Source organism: Phaeobacter sp. SYSU ZJ3003 (assembly GCF_041300735.1).
Lineage (GTDB): Bacteria > Pseudomonadota > Alphaproteobacteria > Rhodobacterales > Rhodobacteraceae > Phycobacter > Phycobacter gallaeciensis_A.
On the sequence record NZ_PXNU01000029.1, the window covers coordinates 1 to 24,193 of the forward strand.

The window sequence follows — 24,193 nt, forward strand, 5'->3', positions numbered from 1 at the left end:
CCGCATAACCATGAAATCCGCAGCGTCGCCCGAAACGCTTTTCAACATCGATCGGGACATTCCCTTGGCCAGCTGCCCACCTATGAAATCCTTGAGGATGGCAAATGGGTTACCACCGATGACTACTATGGCGGTGATGGCACGCTTTATCCGGCAGGCACCGTTCTGAAAGATCCGGCGCTAGCTGCGGCGGCGCAAGGCTCGACCCTAGATCAGATCGGCGCCATGTCGGAAGATCTGGAAGAGGGCTATACCAACGCCTGGTACACCACCATGGATCGCGAGCCTTTTGAGGCGGTGCTGAATGAAGATGGCACCGAGTACATCGTCGGGCCGCGCTGGCGCCTGCAGCCGGATAAATACGGTCAGGATCTGCCCAGCGTCGTCATTCCGACCGACCCGAGCCTGGAGCCGCCGACCACCAACGATCAGGTGAAATACGAAGTCGGCGAAGACACCCAGACCGTGATCAACCTTCTGGACTGGGAATTCCCCGTATCGCCGCTGGCGATCAGTGCTGGCTGGCAGAACAACGCGGGTTCGGTGTCGATCAACGGTCTCAACATGACCAACAATTTCGACGTGGCCTTCTACGTCAAAGGCGATATCAAGCCTGCGACGCTTTATGACACCCAGCTGATCATGAGCTATGAAGAAGTGACCATCAACGGCAAGGGTGTAGGTGTTTCCGGTTCCGCCGGGGATGACACTCTGGTCGGCCAGGGCGGCAACACCATGACCGGCGATGACGGCGATGACCTGTTCGTTCTGTCCTATGGTGTCACCAACGACTATTCGAAGATCGTCAGCAGCACTGTCACCGACTTCCAGCAGGGAGAGGATGTTCTGGGACTGATTGATCTCAGCGTCACCGACGTCAACTTCAAAGATGTGGTATCGCAAAGCGTCGAAGGTGACGGTTTGCACGTCAGCCTCGGCGATTATGAGATCGCAACGCTGAGCGGCGTCACCTCCGAGCTGGAATTGGAAGATTTCCTGCTGATCAACCGCAGCAGCGATACAGCCGTGACCGGAACTCTGGATGGCGATTATATCGTTGGCGATGATTTCAATAACGTTCTGATCGGTTTGGCTGGCAACGACACGATCTTGGGACTTGGTGGTGACGATGAACTCATTGGCAACCGGGGTGACGATTCGCTTGACGGTGGTGCAGGTGATGACTTGCTTGACGGTGGTATCGGTGCAGATGTGCTGATCGGTGGTACAGGTATTGATACGGCGACCTATGCGACTTCCGTCAATGGTGTGACTGTCAACCTTGAAGACGGCACAGGTGACGGGGGCAAGGCGAACGGCGATACCCTGACCGAAATCGAAAACATCATCGGCTCCGGGGCTGCGGATACTCTGATTGGTTCGGACGACGCAGACAACACCCTGACCGGTGGCGGCGGAGACGACCTGATCCGCGGCCGGGATGGTCAGGATGTTCTGATCGGTGGCGAAGGTGCTGACACGCTGAATGGTGGAGACGGAACTGATCAGGCGTCCTATGACGAATCTGCGGCAGGCGTGTTGATCGACCTTGATGCGGGAACGGCACAGGGCGGCGATGCAGAAGGGGACGTGCTGCGCAACATTGAAGACGTAACGGGCTCTATGCTTGACGACCAGCTCACCGGCGATGCTGCTGACAACAAACTGATTGGTCTGCAAGGCGCTGATTATCTGATTGGCAATGATGGGGCTGACAAACTGGTTGGGCGTCTGGGTGAAGACACCCTACGCGGTGGTTTCGGAGGTGATGTCCTTGATGGCGGTAGGCAGAATGACCGTCTTAGTGGCGGTGCGGGAGACGATTTGCTGAAAGGTGGTACCGGTGCCGACATTCTGAACGGCGGCCTGGGAGTGGATACCATTTACGGTGAAGGCGGTGATGATATCTTCCTGTTCAACAGTGGCAGCGATGTGCTCGACGGTGGCTTGGGTGATGACCGGGCCAAGTTTGACGGGGTCGAAGCCGACTTCACCATTGTGGACAACGGATCCTGCTCCTGGGAAGTCACCGAGATTGCCACGGGTGATGTCGATACTCTGACCAGCATCGAGACACTGGTCTTTGACGATACGCTGATCCTGGCGTAAGCCTGAACAGATAGTGATTGGAAGCGGCCGTGGACCTTTGGGTTTGCGGCCGTTTCTCTTTTGGAATGCCTGAATTGGCCGCCGGGACCGACATCGTCGCGGCCCAGAGATCGTCAGGGACTGAAGAGGTCCTGACGTGGCTTTGTGATAGCCAGAACTACGCACATGTGGATCTGAACGCAGTTGGACGCAAATCAGTGAATACCACGGCAAACCAGGCGGTAAATTGTGCTATTCAGAAATGGAAAAGTGGCAGCCCGTAGGGGAATCGAACCCCTCTTTCCAGGTTGAAAACCTGGCGTCCTAACCGATAGACGAACGGGCCACTCTGTGTGTGAGCGGTGTTTAGATATTCCCGTCAGTTGCCGCAAGCGAAAAAACGGGGTTTCAGCGAAAATATTTCCCTGTCGGAACAAGCGCCCGTCAGGACGCTGGTGCGGCGTCCTCCAGGCGCAATTGCGGGCTTTGGCGACCGCCCCATGTGTTGATCTCCAGCCGTCCGGCAAAGTGGAACCGGGCGCCGCCGTGATCCAGCAGCCGGGGACCCAGAGCAGTGTCGAAGGCGCCGAAGCAGATGGCGTCGATGCCGCTGCTCAGCCCGTCGCTCAGTGACAGTTTCAGATGCGATTCCCCGACCCGTTTGGCAAAACGGACCTCAAGATCGGGAAAGGCATAGCGCGGGGCAGGGGCGCCAGCGCCAAAGGGGCCGGCCTGTTCGATCTGCTCGATCAGGCTGACCGAGGCAGCACCGGGCATCAGCATCCCGTCGAGTTTCACATCGGCAGGGCCAAGGTCCCCGGCGCCTTGTTTCGCCAGCAGATCGCCCAGCCGCGCCATGGCCTCTTCGAGTCTATCCCGCGCGACGGTCAGACCGGCGGCCATCTTGTGCCCACCGCCCTTGATCAATTGGCCCTCGTTGGCTAGCCGCTGGATCGCTGCGCCCAGATCTATGCCGCTGACCGAGCGACCCGATCCCTTGCCCTCGTCTCCGTCCAGACCGATGACCACCGCCGGGCGGCCTGCGGCCTCTTTCAGGCGCGAGGCAACGATGCCGACAACGCCCGGGTGCCAGCCTTCGCCTGCAGCCCAGACCAGCGGTGCGTCCAGTCCACGCGCCTCCGCCTGCTCCAGCGCGGCAGCGCGCACGGCGTTTTCGATGTCGCGGCGTTCGGTATTGAGCTGGTCAAGGCGTTCGGCCAGCGCTGCGGCCTCGTGCGGATTGTCGCTGGCCAGAAGCCGCGCGCCCAGATCCGCCTTGCCGATGCGCCCGCCGGCATTGACCCGCGGTCCCAGCAGAAAGCCAAGATGATAGGTGGAGGGCGCCGAATCCATGCGGCTGACATCGGCCAGCGCCACCAGGCCCACGCGTTTGCGCGCCGCCATGACCTTGAGCCCCTGACGCACCAGCGCCCGGTTGGCGCCGATCAGCGGCGCCACATCCGCCACCGTGGCAAGGGCGACAAGATCCAGAAGGGCCATCAGGTCCGGCCCGGTGCCAAGACCCTTTTCCCGGGCCTGCCGTCGCACCTCGACCAGCATCAGAAACACCACGCCTGCAGCGCAGAAATAGCCCAGATCGCCGTCCTCATCCTGCCGGTTGGGGTTCACGACCGCCACGCAGTCGGGCAGGGTTTCGCCGCCAAGGTGGTGGTCCAGAACGATCACATCGGCGTCCTTGGCCGCTGCGATCGGTCCATGGGACAGCGTGCCGCAATCGACGCAGACGATCAGATCGTGATCGCGCGCCAGTGCTGACATGGCCGCGTCGTTGGGGCCGTAACCCTCGTCGATACGGTCAGGGATATAGAGTGTTGCATCCTGCCCCATGGCCCGCAGCCAGACCAAGAGAAGCGCCGCAGAGCTGCCGCCGTCGACGTCGTAATCGGCAAAGATGGCGATGCGCTGGCGTTGTTCGACCGCCTCCAGGAACCGGGCGGCGGCTGTTTCCATGTCCTTCATGCGCCGGGGATCGGGCAGCAGGTCCTTCAACGCGGGGGTCAGGAAGCCGGTTGCCTCATGGGCGGGAACGCCGCGCCGGGCGAGGACCTGACAGACGGCGGCGGGCAGGCCCGTTTGCTGTGCCATGGCCTCGGCTGCGCGTTCCAGATCGATGCCCGGACCCAGCCAGCGCCGTCCGGTGAGTGACTGTTCAACCCCTAGAAAGCTCACGCATCTCTCCCATGCAGGAAGGCCGGGCCCTGCGGACCCGGCCCTTTGAAAGTTTAATCCGACCGAGCCGTCGCGCCGCTGTGCTCGGGCCTGACAGTTGGCTGGATCAGCCCTGTGCCTCAACCGGGGTGCGGTAGGACATGCGGCGGACCGAACCGGTTTTCGACCGCATCAGCAGGGTGGTGGTTTCCAGCCAGCCCGGCTCGCGCTTGATGCGCGGCAGCAGCGAGCCGCCGGTAACGCCTGTCGCGGCAAAGATCACGTCCTGGGTGACCATCTCGTCACGGGTGTAGATGCGGTCCAGGTCGGTGATGCCAGCTTTGGCGGCGCGGCCCTTTTCGTCATCGTTGCGGAACAGCAGACGGCCAAAGATCTGACCACCCATGCATTTCAGCGCCGCAGCGGCCAGAACGCCCTCGGGGGCGCCGCCTTGGCCCATGTACATGTCGATGCCGGTCACTTCGGATTCGGCGCAATGCATGACGCCGGCCACGTCACCATCGGTAATCAGGCGGATCGAAGCGCCGGTTTCACGGACTTCGGCGATCATCGCTTCGTGGCGGGGGCGTTCCAGAATGCAGACGGTGATGTCCGACGGCGCGCAGCCTTTGGCCTTGGCCAGCGCCTCGACCCGTTCACGCGGCGACATATCTAGCGAGACAACGCCTTCGGGGTAGCCCGGGCCGATGGCCAGCTTGTCCATATAGGTGTCGGGCGCGTGCAGCATTGAGCCGCGCGGACCCATGGCGATCACGGTCAGTGCGTTGGGCATGTCCTTGGCGGTCAGGGTGGTGCCTTCAAGCGGGTCCAACGCGATGTCCACGCCAGGACCATTGCCGGTGCCGACCTCTTCGCCGATGAACAGCATCGGAGCCTCGTCCCGTTCCCCTTCGCCGATGACGACGACGCCTGCGATGTCCAGGAGGTTCAGCTGTTCACGCATGGCGTTCACGGCGGCCTGGTCGGCAGCTTTTTCGTCGCCGCGCCCGATCAGCGAGGCAGAGGCCAGTGCGGCCTGTTCGGCGACCCGGGCCAGGCCCAGAGACAGCATGCGGTCGTGAAAGGGGGCGTCAGAGCTGGTCGAGGTCATACTCAATAATCCTGTGTCAATCCGTATGGGTTGCTTGTCGATACCCCGCGCAGGGCGCTGCGGGCAAGGGATGATCGCGCGGATTGCACCAGTTCCGTGGCCATTCCGCGCGGTATTTCATGGTTCTGCCTTCTGGATGAGGGCAGGGCGTCGCCTCAGAGTTCTTCGATACGCAGGGCCACAGGCGAGCCATCGACGACGCCGGTGGCTGCCAGACCGGCAAGGGCATCGTCCAACATGGCGCTGGTGCATTTGTGGGTCACGATCAGAACCGGGGCGATTGTTTCGGAATGGCCGTACTGGCGCATCCGGTCGATAGATACGCCAGCATCGCCAAGCGCCGCGGCAACCTTGGCCAGGGCACCGGGTTTGTCCTGAAGCGCCATGCGCAGATAATAGGGCGCGGGCAGGCCGGACATGGCCGAGGGTGCCTCCTGCAGGGTGGCGGCAGGCTGACCAAAGGTAGCAATGCGCAGACCCCGCGCGATATCGCAGATATCGCCGAGCACGGCGCTGGCGGTCGGACCTTCGCCGGCACCGGGGCCGCGCAGTACGATCTGATCGACGGCATCGCCGTCGATCACCACCATGTTGGTGCCACCTTCCAGCTGTCCCAGCGGCGAATTCGCGGGCACCAGGCAGGGGGCCATGCGCTGTTCCAGCCCGCGGGCCGAGGTCTGCGCGACGCCCAGAAGCTTGATCCTAAAGCCCATGTCGGCGGCGTGGCGGATGTCTTCGATGGCGATCCGCTGGATGCCTTCCAGTTGCACGTCGTCAAAGGCCGGTTTGGTGCCAAAGGCGATCGCGGCAAGCAGGGCGAGTTTATGCCCGGCGTCGATGCCGCCCACGTCCAGCGTCGGGTCGGCTTCGAGGTAACCCAGATCGTCGGCTTCCTTGAAGACCGTTTCATAAGGCAGGCCGGAATGCTCCATCCGGGTCAGGATGTAGTTGCAGGTACCGTTCATCACGCCCATGACGCGGGTGATTTCGTTGCCGGCAAGGCCCTCGGTCAGGGATTTGATCACCGGGATACCGCCTGCGACGGCGGCTTCGAAACGGATCACGCGGCCTGCGGCCTCGGCCTGTTCGGCCAGAGCCTGACCGTGGATCGCCAGCAGCGCCTTGTTTGCGGTGACAACGTCCTTGCCAGCGGCCAGCGCCGCCTCGGTCGCCTCTTTGGCAGCGCCTTCGTGGCCGCCCATCAGTTCGACAAAAACGTCTATATCGTCGCGTTTTGCCAGCGCCACGGGATCGGTTTCCCAGGCATAGGAGGACAGCGAAACGCCGCGGTCCTTGGCCGCGTCACGGGCTGATACAGCGGTGATCACAACAGGGCGGCCTGTGCGCGCCTCCAGCAGTTCGGCCTGGCGGCGGATGATTCTTACCACGCCGACGCCGACCGTGCCCAAACCTGCAATCCCAAGGCGAAGCGGCTCTGTCATAGCTGGAGATCCTTTGTCACATAATCTTTGCCCCGCCTTAGCGGGTTCGGCGCAGCGGTGCAACGGCGCCGGACCGAGTGGCGCCGGAAAGCGGTATCAGAAAATGGAAAGGGTGGCGTCAGAGGCGCAAATGGCTCAGTTCTGCGCTTTCCTGAGCTCTTCTGCCCGGGCCTGCAGGCGCGCGGTGCGGGCCGCCATCTCCTGCTCCAGATCGCTGCTTTGCTCTTCGGGGACCGGCAGAGGGGTAACCAACTGGTCTACGGGCAGGAGCGGCGGATAACTGGCCGAGCGCATATCCGGCGACAGTCTGTCCTCGATTTCCGGCACCCGGGTACAGGCCGCAACCGCGATGGCTGCAGACAGCAGGCCGAGAAGGGAGATATGGGTAAGGCGCAGAGGCATCATCGGTTCACGGAGAGTTGAAGCATCAGGCGGGTCCTTCTCGCTTACGCGCGCCTCCTTGATGCACAATTGCAGACAAGGGCACAAGCGGGGCTTTTATCTGAACAAATGTTCAGTTAGCTTTGAGCGCATGGCACGTACTCAAGGCTCACACTCCGATATCACCGGCCCGCGCATTCAGTCGGCGGCGCTGCGGCTGTTTGCACAGCATGGTTACGCCGCCGTGTCGATGCGCCAGATCGCGGCGGAGGTCGGGGTGCAGGCCGGGGCGCTATATAACTATACGCCGGACAAGCAAAGCCTGCTGTTCAGCCTGATGCAGCGCCACATGAGTGAGTTGATGGCGGCTTGGCAGGCGGATCCAGCGGTGGAGGACGCGCTGGGGGAGTTGGAACGTTTCGTGCGCTTTCACATTCGCTTCCATATGGAGCGGCCAGATGCTGTCTTCATCGCCTACATGGAGCTGCGCAACCTGTCAGATGAGAACTTCGCCGTCATCGAAACCATGCGCCGCAACTATGAGGACGCGCTAGAGGCGGTGCTGAAGCAAGGCGTGGAGGAGGGTGTGTTCCGGATCCCTGACACCAAGATCGCAACGTTGGCGGTGATCGCGATGCTGAATGGTGTCATGACTTGGTATCGCACCGGCGGCCGCCTGTCGTTGCAGGAGGTCGAGACGATCTACTGGGATATGGTGCGCAAGGCCGTCGCGGCCTGATCCACCGGTTTGGCCTGCCCCCGGATGGATCGGAGGCAGGGTAGGGGCCGGGCTTAGTGCGCCGGTTTGATGAAGGTGCCGTTGTTCAGATCGCGGAAGGCCTGACGCAGCTCGGCCTGGGTATTCATCACGATCGGGCCATGCCAGGCCACCGGCTCTTCGATCGGCGCGCCGGAAATCAGCAGGAAGCGCAGACCTTCGGGACCGGCCTGAACGGTGATCTCTTCGCCAGTGCCAAAACGCACCAGCGTGCGGTCGCCAGACATGTCGCGAATGTGCAGTTCTTCGCCTGCCACTTCTTTTTCCAACAGAACACCCTGTGGGCGGGATGCATCCACAAAGGCGCCTTGACCTTCGAAGATATAGGCAAAGGCGCGGCGGTAGGTGTCGATCTTGAAGGTCTTCTTGACCCCGGCAGGCACAAAGATATCGAGATACTGCGGGTCTGCGGCGATGCCATCCACCGGGCCGGTCTTGCCCCAGAACTCTCCTACGATGACTTTGACGCGGGTGCCGTCATCGTCGATGATCTCGGGGATCTCCTTGCCTTCGACATCCTGGTAGCGCGGATCGGTCATCTTTTGGCTGGAGGGCAGGTTGCCCCACAATTGGAAGCCGTGCATCTGGCCGTTGATGTTTCCCTTGGGCATCTCCTGGTGCAGGATGCCGGATCCCGCGGTCATCCATTGCACGTCACCGGCGCCCAGCGTGCCGGTGTTGCCCAGCGAGTCGCCGTGCTCCACGGTGCCGGAGAGCACATAGGTGATGGTCTCGATCCCGCGGTGGGGGTGCCAGGGAAAGCCGCGCATATAGTCCTGCGGGTGCTCATTGCGGAAGTCATCGAACAGCAGGAACGGATCCAGTTCGCTGGGGTCATGAAATCCAAAGGCCCTGTGCAGCTTTACACCGGCTCCTTCCATGGTCGGCATGGCGTTGCGGGTCTCGACAATCGGTCTGATGGACATTTGGAGTCTCCTGGCCTTTTCGCTTTGATGTACAGATAGAGGGGTTTGGGCTGCCCGCAAATCACGATGGTGGGAGAGGCACTGTGCGCAAATGCGCAATACCGGCCCGCCGAGGGTCGCATTGCATCGCAGGGCTGTTCGCCTGCGCCATTTCAGGCTATGCCGCGCGTCAGCACAGTGCAGGAGGCAGGCGCATGAATGACGAGGTGGTAGCAAAGATCGAGGCATCCGGCCCGCGGCGTGTCATGGGAGTAGGGATGCTGGCTTCGGTAGGCGTCATCCTGATCTACGTGGCCTTTTCCACGCCGCCCTCGGCAGCCTGGCTGGTGTTTCTTCTGGTGGTTGGCTGCGCCGCCCTGTGGCTGGCGGTGCGCATGTGGCAGGCGACGGCCTATCGGATCGAGCTGACTGAAGAGGTGTTGCGCTGCACGGACGGGACCGAGATTGCACGGGTTGCGGATATCGAAACCATCGATCGTGGTTTTTTCGCCTTCAAGCCTTCGAACGGGTTTCTGATGCGCCGGAAAACCCCGGGTTCCCGCGCCTGGATGCCAGGCCTCTGGTGGCGCATGGGGCGCCGGATCGGGATTGGTGGGGTGACGCCGGGCTCGCAAAGCAAGGCTATGTCGGAAATCCTGGCGGCCATGATCGCCCGGCGCGATTTGGGTGCTGACCTAGAGGGCTGAGCGCGCTGACACAGAGCGACGCGTTCTCTCCTGTTGTTATCTGACTAACCCGTTCCGGCCAGGGGCGGGTTCAGAGGCCCATCGAATTGTCGTTATGGCTGTTGCCGTTGGCCTTGTCTTCGACAAAGACGACCTGCGGCGCAAAACGCGGGCGGGTGAAGACGAAATTGTTGATGTCCATCGTCGGAATGCCGATGCGGAAGGCCGGTTCCACTGTGTTGTTGGTTTCCACCAGGATCACGCGCTCCTGATCGGGCATCGACGGCAGATCGTCCTTAACCAGATGGATGGTGGCATCGGTCCATTCCTCGTAGCCACCACCGCGCACTTTGGACCAGTCCACGTAATAGCTTTGGTCTGCTTCATCCCAGCGCACGACAGATACCCGCATTCCAAGCGAGCTGTCACCGCGGATCAGCAGCCCGGCCATGGCGTACATACTGTCCAGATAGGTGTCGTTGATGTAATTGGTCTCGCGCGAGATCAGGTCTGAGATCGTGTAGGCCGCCTTCAGGTTCATGCTTTCCTGCCGGAAGGCATCAAAGAAGGTGTAAAAGGCCGCAAAGGTTCCCAGAAGAAGCGGCGCATAAAGCGCGAATTCAACCGAGACCGAGCCTTCGCTGTCGCGACAGAAGGATTTCAGGCGGTGACGCAGGGCTTTGAACATGGCTTACCTCGGTTCCTGAACGAAGGCTGACGCGGCAAAAAGGCTGACACGCCCGTCCGCATCCTTGCCCAGATCTCCGCCCAACCCCCAATCGGAGAAAATCGGACGGAATTTCATGCAGGCGCGGATCAGCATCAGCTCGTTGGACTGCCCGTTTGTGAATGTGCGCACTGGCTGCACGTCTTCGATGCGGCTGACGCAGTCGGGTTCGGGGTTGATGCCGGTCCAGTTAAAGGGATCCTGGCTGACCATCTCCAGACGCAGGGAGGTGGCACAATTCTCGATGAAGCCCGACAGGGCGCATACACGGTCGCGGATTGCGTCATGTTGCGCCGGTTCGCCCGTTGAAAGGCGCAGCTCGCGTACCGTCTGATCCAGTGCCCGCTCCAGCTGCGACTGGCGGATATTGACCAGACCCAGCTCAACGGTGGACATCAGGATCATCAGGAAAGCCGGGATGATGATGGCGAATTCCAGCGTGGCGCTGCCGTCGTCCTGACGGCGGAAACGCGTAAGGGCGGTATGCATGTGGCGGATCATTGGGTCAGCCTCAGCTGGCGGATGGAGGTGGCGATCGAGGCAAAGGCCTCGGAGATTTCCAGTCCGTCCACATCAAAGAAATGTGCGGGCGAGCTGGCGCAGTCTTCCAGCACGCGGGTCCCGTTGCGGGGCGCTTCGAAGCCGACGGTGTAGATCATCACGCCCTTGTCCCGGGTGCGGTCGCAGATATTCTTGGTGTGCTGGTCTTTGGCTACGCGATTGTGGAAATACGTTCCGGCATTATACCAGTCTGCCCAGGCGCTGGAACTGAACTCGTAGTTGTAGCGCGCGTTCCATGCGAGCGAGGCCCGTGCAAAAAGCTCGTGGTATTTCAGTTGTACGGCGGTGCCGGGCTCGTCCACTGCCACGCATTCGTACGGATAGCTGTTATCACATACGGTTTGGGTGCCGTTACCGTAGGGGTGATCGTACCAGTCGTTCTTGTGCGGCCAGTAGTAACTTTTCGTGCCATTGGAGTGGTAAACGGAGTAGCGCCCAGTTTCAGCGTTGTACCAGACATCCGACATGGTGCTGCGGCGCGAAGGGTTGATCATGTATTGGTTTGTGTTCTCGCCGTCGGACATCAGAATGATGATCTTCAGCGTGTCGCCGCTGTTATACTCGGTCGGACGGTTCAGAAACTGCGCTTCGATCTCGCCATCGTCAATCAGTGAGTTGACAACCGGCCGCGCGGTCGGGTCCAGCAGGGCAGAGCCCCATTTCATGCCGATGTCGATCGAGGTATTGCCCCAGGCTGTCAGCCCGTCGATGTAATTGTGCAGGGTGGTCGGATCGTTGGTGAACGGCAGGATGGCCGATCCGTCACGTGTCGGGCAGACCGGGCGGGCGATCATGTTCTCAGAATAGGTGAACGGGTCGAAATGCGCTGTGCGCTCCAGCCGCTCGGCCGGGTCCAGCGTTGTCTTGGCGTATTGATCGTAGACGAAGTTCACGCAGTGCGAGTAGTTCCATTCGCTTGCAGGAAGGTCATCGAAGCCTGCGTTGTACTTGCTCAGAAGCGCTTCGCCCGCGTTGACTTGGGTGGCATAGGGAATGATCGAGATCGACAGGTTGTCGGTGTTGGTGTTCTGGGTGATCTGATCGATGAAACTATGCGCGGCGGACTTGAGGTTGATCAGCCGCCGGTTCGAGTTCATCGAGCCGGAGATATCCAGCACCATGGAAATCTCTACGCTGCCGATGGTCTCTTCGGCGCGCGAATTGGCGTACATCGGCATGTCACCGCCACCAGAGAACTTCAGCAGGTGGGCATTGAAGGTCGTGTTGATTGTGCTTTCGACACTCTTGTAGCCGAGCCCCTGCGACACCTCAGGCGGTTGATAGTATTCTTCCATTCCGGCTTTGCTCAGGTAATCCTGCACCACCACTTCGGGGGCCAGTGGCTGGTCCAGATCGGCAGCCGCCAGCACCGCGCGATCCAGAGTGTACTGTAGAACCGTCCGGTCGCGCTCCATCCGCATCAGGTCGATGCCGATGCCGCCAACGGCCAGCATGGCCAGAAAGAAGAAAATGGTTGGCGCGGCCATGGCCCCGCTGTCATCCCGTGCAAAGGCGCGCATCCGGGCCATCTGCCGGGTCAGGACGTCCTTACTGATATCTTTTGCGGCTCTGCGACGCACACTCATATTACACATCCCCTATGCCCGTTCTGTTTCGGACGACGGTCTTCGGATTTTGGTGGCTGGCGTTTATGATTGCTTGGGGAAGATGGCGGAAATGGGGCACGACAGGGGTAAAACCTTAACAATTGTTACCACCCGCTTAATCAATGCTAGGTGAGGGGCAGTAGATTGTTTCGGTTTGGGAAAAAGTGCCGGTTAGACCAAAGAGCGAATCGCTGACCAAAAGTTGCGAAGATGATTCTTTTGGATGGGAATGGTCAAAAAGGTCGCATGCCTTAAACATCCGTGCATAGAGTTGCCTTAAGTTTCATCACGAGTCGCGCAATAAAGCACGGAGAAGCGAGCATGAGCAGCCAGAACGAACCCAGTTTCCGCGAGAGCGTCGATTTGATGTTCAACCGGGCGGTCTCCATCATGGACCTGCCGCCGGGGCTTGAGGAAAAGATCCGGGTTTGCAACGCGACCTACACGGTGCGGTTTGGCGTGCGCCTGCGCGGCAAAATCCATACCTTCACCGGCTATCGCTCGGTGCATTCCGAACATATGGAGCCGGTCAAGGGCGGTATCCGCTATGCCATGGGCGTCAATCAGGACGAGGTCGAGGCGCTGGCGGCGCTGATGACCTATAAATGCGCCCTGGTCGAAGCGCCCTTTGGTGGCTCTAAGGGCGGTCTGTGCATCGATCCGCGCGAATACGAAGAGCACGAGCTGGAGCTGATCACCCGCCGTTTTGCCTATGAGTTGGCGAAACGCGATCTGATCCACCCCAGCCAGAACGTTCCGGCGCCCGACATGGGCACCGGTGAACGCGAAATGGCCTGGATTGCCGACCAGTATGCGCGCATGAACACCACCGATATCAACTCTCGTGCCTGCGTCACCGGCAAGCCCCTCAATGCTGGCGGGATCGCTGGCCGGGTCGAAGCAACGGGGCGCGGCGTGCAATACGCCCTGCGGGAGTTCTTCCGCCACCCCGAGGATATTGCCAAGGCGGGCCTGTCGGGCACCCTCGATGGCAAGCGCGTCATTGTGCAGGGCCTTGGCAACGTGGGCTATCACGCCGCCAAGTTTCTGAGCGAGGAAGATGGTGCCCTCATTACCGGGATCATCGAACGCGACGGTGCCCTGCACCGCGAAGAGGGGCTGGACGTGGAGGCCGTGCGTAACTGGATCGTCAAACATGGCGGCATCTCCGGGTATCCCGACGCCACCCATACCGCCGATGGTGCCGCGCTTTTGGAGCAGGACTGCGACATCCTGATCCCGGCGGCGCTGGAAGGTGTCATCAACATGTCCAACGCCGCCCGCATCAAGGCGCCGCTGATCATTGAGGCGGCCAATGGCCCGGTCACCGCCGGTGCGGATGAGGTGCTGCGCGACAAGGGTACGGTGATCATTCCTGACATGTACGCCAACGCGGGCGGCGTGACGGTCTCTTACTTTGAATGGGTCAAGAACCTCAGCCACATCCGCTTTGGCCGTATGCAGCGCCGTCAGGAAGAGGCGCGTCACCAACTGGTGGTGGACCAGATGGAGAGCCTGAGCGAGGCGCTGGGCAAGACTTGGTCGCCAAGCCCGGATTTCAAACAGAGGTATCTGCGCGGTGCCGATGAGCTTGAGCTGGTGCGTTCCGGCCTCGATGATACCATGCGTATCGCCTACCAGTCGATGCGCGAGGTCTGGCATGACCGCGACGACGTGATGGACCTGCGCACTGCCGCTTATCTGGTCTCGATCGAAAAAGTCGCAGCCAGCTACCGCGCCAAGGGGCTGTAAGGGGCATTTCTCGCAAACAGCTGATCGCAATCTTGCGGCGGGCCCTGTGCCCGCCGTTTCTGTGTGTGGAGGGCTTACTGATGCGGCCACGGCAGTGTGGGAATTTGCACCTTGGTCCAGTTGCGTCACGATCTGTCGTATTGAGGACTAGACAGACCTGCCCAGAAAGGGTGCATTGCGGCCAGTGCGATGCGCGGTTCCGGGGCTTTCTGTCGAAAAAGGGGTAGGAGCCGCCCGGTAAAATCGCTAGCACTACGATAGAGCCTGCGGCGCCATACATGCGCAGCGAGGGCGGGACTGAAAGGTGGAGGTCACAGATGCGGTTTTCGGGTTGGCGGGTGCTGAAGGAAGGGCTGACCGGCAACAAGGGCTGGCGTCCGCATTGGCGCGATCCCGAGCCCAAGCGCGAATATGATGTGATCATCATCGGCGGCGGTGGCCACGGTCTGGCGACGGCTTACTATCTGGCCGCTGAGCACGGTATTACCAACGTCGCGGTGCTGGAGCGTGGTTATATCGGCGGTGGCAACGTAGGGCGCAACACCACCATCGTGCGCGCCAACTACTACCTTCCGGGCAACTCCGAATTCTACTCTCACTCCCTGCGCCTGTGGGAAAGCCTGGAGCAGGAGCTGAACTATAACGCGATGATGTCGCAGCGCGGGATCATCAACCTGTTTCACAACGACGGCCAGCGCGATGCCATCGTTCGGCGGGGCAACTCCATCGTCAATCAGGGGGACGATGCGGAACTTCTGGACCGCGAAGGCGTGCGCCGCATGGCGCCTTTTCTCAACTTCGACAACAACCGCTTTCCGATCATGGGCGGCCTGCTGCAGCGCCGGGCCGGCACTGCGCGCCACGATGCGGTGGCCTGGGGCTTTGCCCGTGGCGCCGACATGCGCGGGGTCGATCTGATCCAGAACTGCGAAGTCACCGGCATCGACGTTGAAAACGGACGCGTCACGGGGGTGCAGACCGCGCGCGGGCCGATCCGGGCCAAGAAGGTCGCGATGGCTGCTGCCGGGCGCTCCGGTCAGGTGGCGGCAATGGCGGGGCTGACCCTGCCGATCGAAAGCCACGTCTTGCAGGCCTTCGTTTCCGAAGGGGTGAAGCCGATCATCGACAACGTCATCACCTTTGCCGAGGGGCACCTTTATATCAGCCAGTCCGACAAGGGCGGGCTGGTCTTTGGCAGCTACCTTGATTTCTACAGCTCTTATGCGGCGCGGGGGAACCTGCCGATGGTGGAGCACACCATGGAAACCTGCATGGCCATGGTGCCCGCTGTGGGCAAGGCGCGGCTCTTGCGCAGCTGGGGCGGCATCATGGATATGACGCCGGACGGATCGCCCATCATCGACCATTCGCCCATCGACGGGCTCTATCTCAATTGCGGCTGGTGCTATGGCGGCTTCAAGGCAACGCCGGGCTCCGGCAATGTCTACGCGCATCTTATTGCCACCGACCGCCCGCATGGGGCGGCAACCCGGTTCAAACTGGACCGGTTCCGTACCGGCGTCGGGCTCATGGATGAGGAGGGGACCGGTGCTCAGCATAACCTGCATTGACCCCGCGACGCGCAGAACAGCGGCAACACAGATGAACGGAATACGGATCAGAACCACGGGAGAGCGGCAGTCATGAGGATCACCTGCCCGAATTGCGGAGAGCGGGACCGCCGCGAATTCTACTATCGCGGTGCGGCGCTGGAGCAGCCCGCTGCGGATGCGGATCTGGACGTCTGGCACCAGCACGTGAACCTGCGGGAAAACCCGGCAGGCCCGCTGGAAGAGCTTTGGTATCACGAAATGGGCTGCGGTGCCTGGCTGAAGGTGCTGCGCAATACCGCAAGCCATGAGATCCTTGAGGTGACACTGGCCTCGGACGCGGGTCTGGGAGGTGCGGCATGAGCATGAGATTGCCCGGCAAGGGGCTGGTTGAAGGCGCAAAGCCGGTCACCTTCTCTTTCAACGGTCGCCACATGATGGGGCTCGAAGGCGACACGCTGGCCTCGGCCTTGCTGGCCAATGGGGTGCATCTGGTGGGCCGGTCGTTCAAATACCACCGCCCGCGTGGCATCCTCACGGCTGGCAGCGAGGAGCCGAACGCGCTGGTCACGGTGGGCAGCGGCGAATTCGCCGATCCCAATGTGCGGGCCACCACGCAGGAGCTGTTCGAAGGGCTGAGCGCCAGCAGTCAGAATTGCTGGCCTTCGGTCGAGACCGACCTGATGGCGGTCAATGATCTGGCGGCGCCGTTCCTGGGCGCGGGGTTCTACTACAAGACTTTCATGTGGCCGGCAGCCTTCTGGGAAAAGCTGTATGAGCCGATGATCCGCCGCGCGGCGGGGCTTGGTGCACTCAGCGGCGCGGCCGATCCGGATTGCTACGAAAAGGCCTATGCCTTCTGCGATCTTCTGGTGATCGGATCGGGGCCTGCGGGTCTGATGGCGGCGTTGGTGGCGGGGCGCGCGGGTGCCGATGTGATCCTGGCCGAAGAGGACAGCCGCATGGGCGGGCGTCTTCTGGCAGAACAGGAAGACATCGACGGCAAGCCTGCCCACCTATGGGCAAAGGACGCTTTGAAAGAGCTGTCGGAGATGGACAATGTGCGCCTGATGCCGCGCACTGCAGTGACCGGCGCCTATGATCAGGGCACCTATGGCGCGCTGGAGCGTGTCGCCCACCACATGCCGCGCCGTCATTCGCTGAAGGAATGCCATCTGCCCCGCGAATGTTTCTGGCGTATTGCTGCCAAACACGCGGTACTGGCGGCCGGCGCGATCGAGCGTCCGGTTGCCTTCCGCAACAACGACCGCCCCGGCATCATGACCGCCAGCGCGGTGCGGGCCTACCTCAACCGCTGGGGCGTTGCCCCGGGGGAGCGGGTTACCATCTTTGCCAATAACGACGATGCGCACCGCACCGCCCGTGATCTGGCGCAGGCAGGCGTGCATGTAGCGGCGCTGATCGACAGCCGCCACGATGCGCCGGGAAGTGATCTCTTCCCGGTAATGAAGGGCGCGCAGGTCTGTGATGCAGGCGGGCGCAAGCGGCTGGAAAATATCACAGTGCGTTCTGTCGCCGGTGAGGAAAAGATCCAGACAGATTGCCTCGCCATGTCGGGCGGCTGGAACCCGTCGGTGCATCTGACCTGCCATCTGAATGCCCGCCCGGTCTGGCGCCGAGATATCGCCGCCTTTGTGCCGCGCGAGGGCAGCGTGCCGGGTCTGGTGACAGCGGGGGCCTGCAATGGCGAGTTCTCCACTGCCGGTGCCCTGCGCGAAGGCGCTGCAGCGGCAAGTACTGCGCTTGCGGCGCTGGGCCTCAAGGTGGTCTCTGCGGATCTGCCGCAGGCCGAGGATGATCCCTATCGCATCACCCCCTTGTGGGCGGTGCCGGGCAAGGGGCGCGCCTGGCTCGATTTCCAGAACGACGTTACCGTCAAGGATGTGAAACAGGCCGCCGGGGAGAACTTCCGCTCGGTCGAGCATATGAAACGCTACACCACCCAAGGTATGGCGACGGATCAGGGCAAGAATTCGAACGTGGCGGCGCTGGCGGTACTGGCTGATGCTACTGGGCGCAGCATCCCTGAAACCGGCACAACCACCTTCCGTCCGCCTTTCGTGCCGGTCAGCATCGGTGCCATGGGCGCGGGGGCCGAGGGGCAGGGCTTCAAGCCGCAGCGCCACCTGACCTCGCATCAGGCAAGCGATGAACGTGGCGCGCATCAGTTGGAAGTCGGCCTGTGGTACCGGGCCGCTTATTTCCCGAAACACGGGGAGACGAACTGGCGCCAGTCCTGCGACCGCGAAGTCACCTATGTGCGCAATCATGTGGGCATCTGCGATGTGTCGACCCTGGGCAAGATCGACATTCAGGGCCCCGACGCGGGCAAGCTGTTGGATTTCGTCTATACCAACATGTTCTCTACCCTGAAGGTCGGGCGCACCCGCTATGGCCTGATGCTGCGCGAAGACGGATTTGTCATGGACGATGGCACCACCGCGCGGCTGGGTGACGAGCATTTCGTGATGACCAGCACCACCTCTGGTGCCGGTCAGGTGATGGCGCATCTGGAATATGTGATGCAGGTCCTGCGCCCCGATTGGGATGTGCACATCGCCTCGGTCACCGAACAATGGGCGCAGTTCGCCGTTGCCGGACCCAAGGCGCGGGCGCTGTTGAATGGTCTTCTCGACAATGAGATCGACAGTGAAAGCTGGCCTTTCATGGCCTGTGGTGAGGTTTCGGTGATGGGCGTTGCGGGGCGGCTGTTCCGCATCTCCTTCAGCGGCGAGGAAGCCTATGAACTGGCGGTTCCGGCCCGCTATGGCGATGCCCTGTTTCGCGAGCTGGTCTCACGTGCCGAGGCTGCAGGCGGTGGCGCCTACGGCATGGAGGCGCTGAATGTCCTCAGGATCGAAAAGGGCTTTATCACCCATGCCGAGATCAATGGCACCGTGACCGCCTTTGACCTTGGGCTGCAGGGCATGATGTCGAAAAAGAAGGATTTCTTTGGCAAGCCCATGTCCCAGCGCGAAGGGTTGATGGCAGAGGATCGTATGCAGATGGTCGGCCTCAAACCCGTCGGCGCGGTCAAGCAGTTGACCGCTGGGGCGCATCTGTTCAATCCCGAGGATCCGGTCGAGCGGGTGCACGATCAGGGCTATGTCACCTCGGCCGGGTTCTCGCCCACGCTGGGGCATTCCATTGCACTGGCCTTCCTGACGAAGGGCGCGAAACGGATCGGCGATACCGTGCGTCTGGTCGATCACATGCGTGGCATCGACACCCTGTGCGAAGTGGTTGAACCGCAATTCTATGACCCGGAAGGAGAGCGTGCCCGTGGCTGAACTGACTGCAAAAAGCCCCTGTGACGGTCTGCTGCCGGTCACCGTTGGCGCCCTGAAGCTGAGCGAAGAGGATCTTGGCCATCTGACCACCATCGCGGTGTTCAACGGTAAGGATCAGGCATTGGAGGCGGCGCTTGAGGCCGCCCATGGCATGAAACTGCCAGCGCCGGGACGCAGCACCGGCAAGGCGGGCAGCCGCGCGATCTGGTTTGGCCGGAACATGGCGCTGCTGGCCGGGCCTCAGCCAGATCCGACGCTGGCCGACCATGCTGCGCTGACGGATCAAAGCGATGCCTGGGCCGTGGTGCGGCTTGAAGGGGCAGGGGCTGAAGGGGTCCTGGCCCGGCTGTGTCCTATCGATCTGCGCGCGCAGAGCTTTAAGCGCGGCCACACGGCGCGCACCGAATTGCGTCACATGATGGCCTCGGTCACGCGCATTGGCTCGGACAGTTTCCAGATCATGGTGTTCCGCTCGCTTGCGGCGACACTGGTGCACGATCTGAAAACAGCCATGGAAGCCGTCGCCGCGCGGGGGTAGTCTTCCGGGATCACCAACTGATTCCCGGAGCGTATCTATGATCCGCATTCTTCCCGTCGCGACCCCTGTCGCAGCCATTGTGGCTGCCCTCCTTTCTGCGCCCGCCTATGCAGATGAAAACAAAGAGGAAAGCTGCAAGTATCAAGGGCAGGTGATGGCCGCCGTGCAGCAGGCGCGGATGGACCGGGTGCGGCAGGAAAAGGTGGAACAGACGATTCTGGCGGACAATCCCGACTGGCCGGAACAGTATTCCAAGGCGATCCCGCAGCTGACCGCGCATGTCTACTCATTGAAGCGCCGTGATCTGCGCAAGGTGGACCTTGGCGCCACCTTTGAAGAGCAGTGCCTGGAAAACTGGGATCAGATTCAGGCGATGAAAAAACAACTGCAATCGAACTGACATGTCTCTGCCGCCCGGTTTTCTGGATGAATTGCGTACCCGGACCAGCCTGACCGCTGTCGTCGGGCGCAAGGTCATGTGGGATCAGCGCAAATCCAACATGGGCAAGGGCGACATGTGGGCGCCCTGTCCGTTTCATCACGAAAAATCCGCCAGTTTCCACGTCGATGACCGCAAGGGCTTTTACTATTGCTTTGGCTGTCAGGCCAAAGGTGATGCGCTGAAATTCGTGCAGGAAACCGAAAACGTCGGTTTCATGGAGGCGGTCGAGATCCTCGCGGGGGAGGCGGGCATGGAGATGCCCCGGCGCGATCCGCAGGCGCAGCAGAAACAGGACCGCCGCAGCCAGCTGGCCGAAGTGATGGAGCAGGCGGTGCAGTTCTTCCGCCTGCAGCTGAACACCCAAGGTGGCACCGCCGCGCGCGCCTATCTGGCGGGGCGCGGATTGACCGGGGAGGCGTTGGAGCGCTGGCAGATCGGCTTTGCTCCGGATGGCTGGCAGGGGCTTTGGGATCACCTGCGCGGCAAAAGCGTGCCCGAGGACCTGATCATGGCGGCTGGGCTTGCCAAGCCCTCAAGCAAGGGCGGCAAACCCTATGACACCTTCCGCAACCGGATCATGTTCCCGATCCGCGATGCGCGGGGACGGGCGATTGCATTTGGCGGGCGGGCGATGGACCCTAACGACAACGCCAAATACCTGAACTCTCCCGAGACCGAGCTCTTTGACAAGGGGCGCAGCCTTTACAATCACGGTCCTGCCCGCGCCGCCGCTGGGCGGGACACGCCACTGATCGTGGCCGAAGGCTATATGGATGTGATCGCTTTGTCCGAAGGCGGCTTTGCTTCCTGCGTGGCGCCGCTGGGCACGGCGATTACCGAAAATCAGCTGCAGATGCTGTGGCGGATGTCGGATGAGCCGGTGATCGCACTTGATGGCGACAAGGCGGGTATCCGCGCGGCCATGCGGCTGATCGATCTGGCGCTGCCGCGTCTCGAGGCTGGGAAATCCCTGCGTTTTGCGATCATGCCGGAGGGCAAGGATCCCGACGACATGATCCGCAGCGAAGGCCCCGCCGCGGTGCAGGCCGTGCTGGATCAGGCGATGCCGATGGTGAAACTCCTGTGGCAGCGCGAAACCGAAGGGCGTGTTTTCGACAGCCCCGAACGCAAGGCGGCGCTGGACAAGGCGCTGCGCGAAAAGATCCGACTGATCCGCGATCCCTCCATCCGCCAGCACTATGGCGAGGATATCAAGGAGTTGCGCTGGCAGCTGTTCCGCGGCAACCGTCCGCAGCGCAGCGAAGGGTTTTCCCCGACGGGCAGCAGCCCCAAGGGCGGACGCGGTTTTCGCGACGGAGCGCGACCCCCTTGGCGCGGACCGGGAGCGGTTCTAACCCCACTGGCCAGCACCCGCAGCTCGCTGCTGGCCGGATCGGACGAGGCAGGCCTGGCACGAGCGCGCGAAGCTGTCATTCTGGCCACCGTGATCACCACCCCTGCGGTGGTCCATGAGTTCGAAACCAATCTGGAGCGGATGCTGTGCACCGATCCGGATTTGGCGGCCCTGCGCGACATGGTCCTGCGCTATGGCATCGACGCACCGGAGCGGCTGAAAGAAGAAATCGAATACAGCCTAGGCCCGCACGCTCTTGAAAATCTCTTTGCCCTTCGCCATGTGGCAATTATCCCCTGCCTGCGCAAACCCGGCGATGCTGAGGCTGCCCGGCTGACACTGGCCGAAGAGTTCCCGAAACTCGAAGCTCTGCGCGGGCTGGACGCGGAACTGGCCGAGGCGGAGGAGGACCTGAGCGGTCTTGCGGACGAGGCTTTGACTTGGCGGTTGAAGCAGGCCGCCGAGGCGCGGAACAGGGCCGTGCGAAGTGAAAATGAAGACAGGGCACAATATGACGTTGGCGAGAACGGCGCCCGTCTGGATCGCGAGGAACGCGATGCATTTGGCGCCCTTCTGGACCGAATCGGCTTTTCCGAGAAATGACACACCTTTCGACAAAAGGGTGTTTTCCTAAGGAAGAGCGAAAGAAAATTGGGTAAACGGGGTGACGAATCAGAAGTTCGCGCTAATGATTCGCGATACCCGAATCGCCCCAGCCTCTTAGAGGAGCATTGAATGGCCGCCAAAGACACCGACGACCGCAAACCTGACGATCAGGAAGCCGAAATCTCTCTGGACATGAGCCAGGCCCAGGTCAAGAAGATGATCGCGGAGGCCCGCGAGAAGGGTTACATCACCTACGATCAGCTCAATCAGGTCCTGCCGCCGGATCAGGTCAGCTCGGAACAGATCGAGGACGTGATGTCGATGCTCTCCGAAATGGGCATCAATATCATCGAGGACGAAGAGGCCGAAGAGGAAGAGCAGAACAAAGGCTCGACCGAACTGGTGACGACCGAATCCAACCGTGAGGTTGCGGTGGCCGGGGCGGCAGCGGAAAAACTGGACCGCACCGATGACCCGGTCCGCATGTACCTGCGTGAAATGGGCTCTGTCGAACTGCTGAGCCGCGAAGGCGAGATCGCCATCGCCAAGCGGATCGAAGCCGGCCGGAATACGATGATCCTGGGGCTTTGCGAGAGCCCACTGACCTTCCAGGCGATCACCATCTGGCACGACGAACTTCTGTCCGAAGATATTCTGCTGCGCGACGTCATCGATCTGGAGGCCACCTTTGGCAACCAGATGGACGAAGAGGGCGAAGTTGCCGAACCGGTGGTGAACACCGGTGCGGTGTCCGATGCCGCCAAACCCGCCAAGGAAGACAAGGGGCCCGAACTCGACGCCGACGGCAACCCGATTGCCAGCGATGACGACGATGACGAGGACGAACAGGCCAACATGTCCTTGGCCGCGATGGAGGCCGCACTCAAGGATCGCGTGCTGACCACGCTGGAGCAGATCTCCTCGGATTACGCTCAGCTGAGCGAAATGCAGGACAGCCGGATTTCGGCCACTCTGAATGAGGACGGATCGTTCAGCGCGCAGGACGAAAAGACCTACCAACAGCTGCGGTCCGAGATCGTGGAACTGGTGAATGGTCTGCACCTGCACAACAACCGTATCGAAGCCCTGATCGACCAGCTTTACGGCATCAACCGCCGCGTGATGCAGATCGATAGCGCCATGGTGAAGCTAGCTGACCAGGCCCGTATCAACCGTCGCGAATTCGTTGAGGAATACCGTGGCCGCGAGCTGGATCCGAACTGGCTGGCGGATATGTCCGCGAAACCGGGGCGGGGCTGGCAGATGTTCATCGAACGCTCCACCGACAAGGTGGAAGAACTGCGCGCTGACATGGCGCAGGTCGGCCAGTATGTCGGTCTCGATATCAGCGAGTTCCGCCGCATTGTGCAGCAGGTGCAGAAGGGTGAAAAAGAGGCGCGTCAGGCCAAGAAGGAAATGGTCGAGGCGAACCTGCGTCTCGTTATCTCCATCGCGAAGAAGTACACCAACCGCGGCCTGCAGTTCCTCGACCTCATCCAGGAAGGCAACATCGGCCTGATGAAGGCGGTGGACAAGTTCGAATACCGCCGCGGCTACAAGTTCTCGACCTACGCCACATGGTGGATCCGTCAGGCGATCACCCGCAGTATCGCGGATCAGGCGCGCACCATCCGTATTCCGGTCCACATGATCGAGACGATCAACAAGCTGGTCCGCACAGGCCGTCAGATGCTGCACGAAATCGGCCGCGAGCCGACGCCGGAAGAACTGGCTGAAAAGCTGCAGATGCCGCTTGAGAAGGTCCGCAAGGTGATGAAGATCGCCAAGGAGCCGATCAGCCTCGAAACCCCGATCGGGGACGAGGAAGACAGCCAGCTGGGCGATTTCATCGAGGACAAGAACGCGGTGCTGCCCCTGGACAGCGCCATTCAGGAAAACCTCAAGGAAACCACCACCCGGGTTCTGGCCTCGCTCACCCCGCGCGAGGAACGGGTTCTGCGGATGCGTTTTGGCATTGGCATGAACACCGACCACACGCTCGAAGAGGTCGGTCAACAGTTCAGCGTGACCCGCGAACGGATCCGTCAGATCGAAGCGAAAGCGCTGCGGAAGCTCAAACATCCCAGCCGCAGCCGCAAGCTGCGCAGCTTCCTCGACCAGTGATCAAAAAGGCGCCCCTCACGGCGCCTTTTTCTTTCTTCCGAAAGGCGTTGAATGCCCTTCC

19 protein-coding genes and 1 tRNA gene are annotated in these 24,193 nt (G+C 61.4%); 11 read left to right on the forward strand and 9 right to left on the reverse strand.

Annotated elements, in window-relative coordinates; genetic code table 11:
- The coding region (locus C6W91_RS11340; protein ID WP_370570827.1) for a calcium-binding protein at positions 1 to 2,109 on the forward strand (2,109 nt) is incomplete at its 5' end.
- A 250-nt stretch (positions 2,110 to 2,359) separates the two neighbouring features.
- On the opposite strand, the gene C6W91_RS11345 is transcribed toward C6W91_RS11340, so the two are convergent.
- The 5 genes from C6W91_RS11345 to C6W91_RS11365 form a co-directional block, all read right to left on the reverse strand.
- Positions 2,360 to 2,434: transfer RNA gene (locus tag C6W91_RS11345), tRNA-Glu, on the reverse strand.
- A gap of 98 nt (positions 2,435 to 2,532) precedes the next feature.
- Positions 2,533 to 4,278: a single-stranded-DNA-specific exonuclease RecJ gene (gene recJ / locus C6W91_RS11350; RefSeq protein WP_370570828.1), complete on the reverse strand. Its 1,746-nt coding sequence runs from the start codon at positions 4,276 to 4,278 to the stop codon at positions 2,533 to 2,535.
- A 106-nt stretch (positions 4,279 to 4,384) separates the two neighbouring features.
- Positions 4,385 to 5,368 carry a class II fructose-bisphosphatase gene (gene glpX, locus C6W91_RS11355; protein ID WP_274836032.1) on the reverse strand — a complete coding sequence of 328 codons (984 nt, stop codon included), beginning with the start codon at positions 5,366 to 5,368 and terminating at the stop codon, positions 4,385 to 4,387.
- 155 nt (positions 5,369 to 5,523) lie between these two features.
- Positions 5,524 to 6,810 carry a homoserine dehydrogenase gene (locus C6W91_RS11360; protein ID WP_370570829.1) on the reverse strand — a complete coding sequence of 429 codons (1,287 nt, stop codon included), beginning with the start codon at positions 6,808 to 6,810 and terminating at the stop codon, positions 5,524 to 5,526.
- A gap of 135 nt (positions 6,811 to 6,945) precedes the next feature.
- A complete protein-coding gene (locus C6W91_RS11365; RefSeq protein ID WP_274832399.1) occupies positions 6,946 to 7,212 on the reverse strand; it encodes a hypothetical protein in 267 nt (88 codons plus the stop codon).
- A gap of 130 nt (positions 7,213 to 7,342) precedes the next feature.
- On the opposite strand from C6W91_RS11365, the gene C6W91_RS11370 reads away from it, so the two are divergent.
- Positions 7,343 to 7,930 (forward strand): TetR/AcrR family transcriptional regulator, encoded by a 588-nt coding sequence (locus tag C6W91_RS11370; protein ID WP_370570831.1) that lies wholly within the window; start codon positions 7,343 to 7,345, stop codon positions 7,928 to 7,930.
- 53 nt (positions 7,931 to 7,983) lie between these two features.
- On the opposite strand, the gene C6W91_RS11375 is transcribed toward C6W91_RS11370, so the two are convergent.
- Positions 7,984 to 8,895 (reverse strand): pirin family protein, encoded by a 912-nt coding sequence (locus C6W91_RS11375; protein WP_065270924.1) that lies wholly within the window; start codon positions 8,893 to 8,895, stop codon positions 7,984 to 7,986.
- 194 nt (positions 8,896 to 9,089) lie between these two features.
- On the opposite strand from C6W91_RS11375, the gene C6W91_RS11380 reads away from it, so the two are divergent.
- Entirely contained in the window at positions 9,090 to 9,581 is a 492-nt protein-coding gene (locus C6W91_RS11380; protein ID WP_370570832.1) for a hypothetical protein, read from the forward strand.
- A gap of 70 nt (positions 9,582 to 9,651) precedes the next feature.
- Here the strand turns inward: C6W91_RS11380 and C6W91_RS11385 are convergent, their stop codons facing one another.
- Genes C6W91_RS11385 through C6W91_RS11395 form a run of 3 tightly spaced genes read right to left on the reverse strand, consistent with a single transcriptional unit; the run spans position 9,652 to position 12,434 of the window.
- Positions 9,652 to 10,248 carry a TadE/TadG family type IV pilus assembly protein gene (locus C6W91_RS11385; protein ID WP_274832402.1) on the reverse strand — a complete coding sequence of 199 codons (597 nt, stop codon included), beginning with the start codon at positions 10,246 to 10,248 and terminating at the stop codon, positions 9,652 to 9,654.
- 3 nt (positions 10,249 to 10,251) lie between these two features.
- Positions 10,252 to 10,776 (reverse strand): TadE/TadG family type IV pilus assembly protein, encoded by a 525-nt coding sequence (locus C6W91_RS11390; RefSeq protein ID WP_274838323.1) that lies wholly within the window; start codon positions 10,774 to 10,776, stop codon positions 10,252 to 10,254.
- A gap of 8 nt (positions 10,777 to 10,784) precedes the next feature.
- Complete coding sequence (locus C6W91_RS11395; RefSeq protein ID WP_370570833.1) at positions 10,785 to 12,434, reverse strand: pilus assembly protein TadG-related protein; 1,650 nt, start codon at positions 12,432 to 12,434, stop codon at positions 10,785 to 10,787.
- Positions 12,435 to 12,776: 342 nt separating this feature from the next.
- Here C6W91_RS11395 and C6W91_RS11400 point away from each other — a divergent pair, with 342 nt between their 5' ends.
- From C6W91_RS11400 to rpoD, 8 genes are all read left to right on the forward strand, one after another.
- Positions 12,777 to 14,207, forward strand: coding sequence for a Glu/Leu/Phe/Val dehydrogenase (locus C6W91_RS11400; RefSeq protein ID WP_065270919.1), 1,431 nt, complete (start codon positions 12,777 to 12,779; stop codon positions 14,205 to 14,207).
- A gap of 317 nt (positions 14,208 to 14,524) precedes the next feature.
- Entirely contained in the window at positions 14,525 to 15,778 is a 1,254-nt protein-coding gene (locus C6W91_RS11405; protein WP_065270918.1) for a sarcosine oxidase subunit beta family protein, read from the forward strand.
- 72 nt (positions 15,779 to 15,850) lie between these two features.
- The gene (locus tag C6W91_RS11410; protein WP_065270917.1) at positions 15,851 to 16,120 is read left to right on the forward strand and encodes a sarcosine oxidase subunit delta; all 270 of its coding nucleotides are present in this window, start codon (positions 15,851 to 15,853) and stop codon (positions 16,118 to 16,120) included.
- 2 nt (positions 16,121 to 16,122) lie between these two features.
- Positions 16,123 to 19,068, forward strand: a complete 2,946-nt coding sequence (locus C6W91_RS11415; protein ID WP_370570871.1) for a sarcosine oxidase subunit alpha family protein — start codon at positions 16,123 to 16,125, stop codon at positions 19,066 to 19,068.
- Entirely contained in the window at positions 19,061 to 19,606 is a 546-nt protein-coding gene (locus C6W91_RS11420) for a sarcosine oxidase subunit gamma (RefSeq protein ID WP_370570834.1), read from the forward strand. The genes C6W91_RS11415 and C6W91_RS11420 overlap by 8 nt, the downstream gene beginning before the upstream one ends.
- Positions 19,607 to 19,643: 37 nt before the next feature.
- Positions 19,644 to 20,006, forward strand: a complete 363-nt coding sequence (locus C6W91_RS11425; protein ID WP_370570835.1) for a hypothetical protein — start codon at positions 19,644 to 19,646, stop codon at positions 20,004 to 20,006.
- A gap of 1 nt (position 20,007) precedes the next feature.
- Positions 20,008 to 22,005 carry a DNA primase gene (dnaG, locus tag C6W91_RS11430; RefSeq protein ID WP_274836025.1) on the forward strand — a complete coding sequence of 666 codons (1,998 nt, stop codon included), beginning with the start codon at positions 20,008 to 20,010 and terminating at the stop codon, positions 22,003 to 22,005.
- A gap of 132 nt (positions 22,006 to 22,137) precedes the next feature.
- Positions 22,138 to 24,132: an RNA polymerase sigma factor RpoD gene (rpoD, locus tag C6W91_RS11435; RefSeq protein ID WP_065270913.1), complete on the forward strand. Its 1,995-nt coding sequence runs from the start codon at positions 22,138 to 22,140 to the stop codon at positions 24,130 to 24,132.
- The last annotated feature ends 61 nt before the right edge of the window (positions 24,133 to 24,193 follow it).

What these genes read in the sequence shown, in the direction of transcription:
- glpX (WP_274836032.1), bottom strand. Translation starts at nt 5,368, where the DNA reads ATGACCTCGACCAGCTCTGACGCCCCCTTTCACGACCGCATGCTGTCT.
- C6W91_RS11360 (WP_370570829.1), bottom strand. Translation starts at nt 6,810, where the DNA reads ATGACAGAGCCGCTTCGCCTTGGGATTGCAGGTTTGGGCACGGTCGGC.
- C6W91_RS11365 (WP_274832399.1), bottom strand. Translation starts at nt 7,212, where the DNA reads ATGCCTCTGCGCCTTACCCATATCTCCCTTCTCGGCCTGCTGTCTGCA.
- C6W91_RS11370 (WP_370570831.1), top strand. Translation starts at nt 7,343, where the DNA reads ATGGCACGTACTCAAGGCTCACACTCCGATATCACCGGCCCGCGCATT.
- C6W91_RS11375 (WP_065270924.1), bottom strand. Translation starts at nt 8,895, where the DNA reads ATGTCCATCAGACCGATTGTCGAGACCCGCAACGCCATGCCGACCATG.
- C6W91_RS11380 (WP_370570832.1), top strand. Translation starts at nt 9,090, where the DNA reads ATGAATGACGAGGTGGTAGCAAAGATCGAGGCATCCGGCCCGCGGCGT.
- C6W91_RS11385 (WP_274832402.1), bottom strand. Translation starts at nt 10,248, where the DNA reads ATGTTCAAAGCCCTGCGTCACCGCCTGAAATCCTTCTGTCGCGACAGC.
- C6W91_RS11390 (WP_274838323.1), bottom strand. Translation starts at nt 10,776, where the DNA reads ATGCATACCGCCCTTACGCGTTTCCGCCGTCAGGACGACGGCAGCGCC.
- C6W91_RS11395 (WP_370570833.1), bottom strand. Translation starts at nt 12,434, where the DNA reads ATGAGTGTGCGTCGCAGAGCCGCAAAAGATATCAGTAAGGACGTCCTG.
- C6W91_RS11400 (WP_065270919.1), top strand. Translation starts at nt 12,777, where the DNA reads ATGAGCAGCCAGAACGAACCCAGTTTCCGCGAGAGCGTCGATTTGATG.
- C6W91_RS11405 (WP_065270918.1), top strand. Translation starts at nt 14,525, where the DNA reads ATGCGGTTTTCGGGTTGGCGGGTGCTGAAGGAAGGGCTGACCGGCAAC.
- C6W91_RS11410 (WP_065270917.1), top strand. Translation starts at nt 15,851, where the DNA reads ATGAGGATCACCTGCCCGAATTGCGGAGAGCGGGACCGCCGCGAATTC.
- C6W91_RS11415 (WP_370570871.1), top strand. Translation starts at nt 16,123, where the DNA reads ATGAGATTGCCCGGCAAGGGGCTGGTTGAAGGCGCAAAGCCGGTCACC.
- C6W91_RS11425 (WP_370570835.1), top strand. Translation starts at nt 19,644, where the DNA reads ATGATCCGCATTCTTCCCGTCGCGACCCCTGTCGCAGCCATTGTGGCT.
- dnaG (WP_274836025.1), top strand. Translation starts at nt 20,008, where the DNA reads ATGTCTCTGCCGCCCGGTTTTCTGGATGAATTGCGTACCCGGACCAGC.
- rpoD (WP_065270913.1), top strand. Translation starts at nt 22,138, where the DNA reads ATGGCCGCCAAAGACACCGACGACCGCAAACCTGACGATCAGGAAGCC.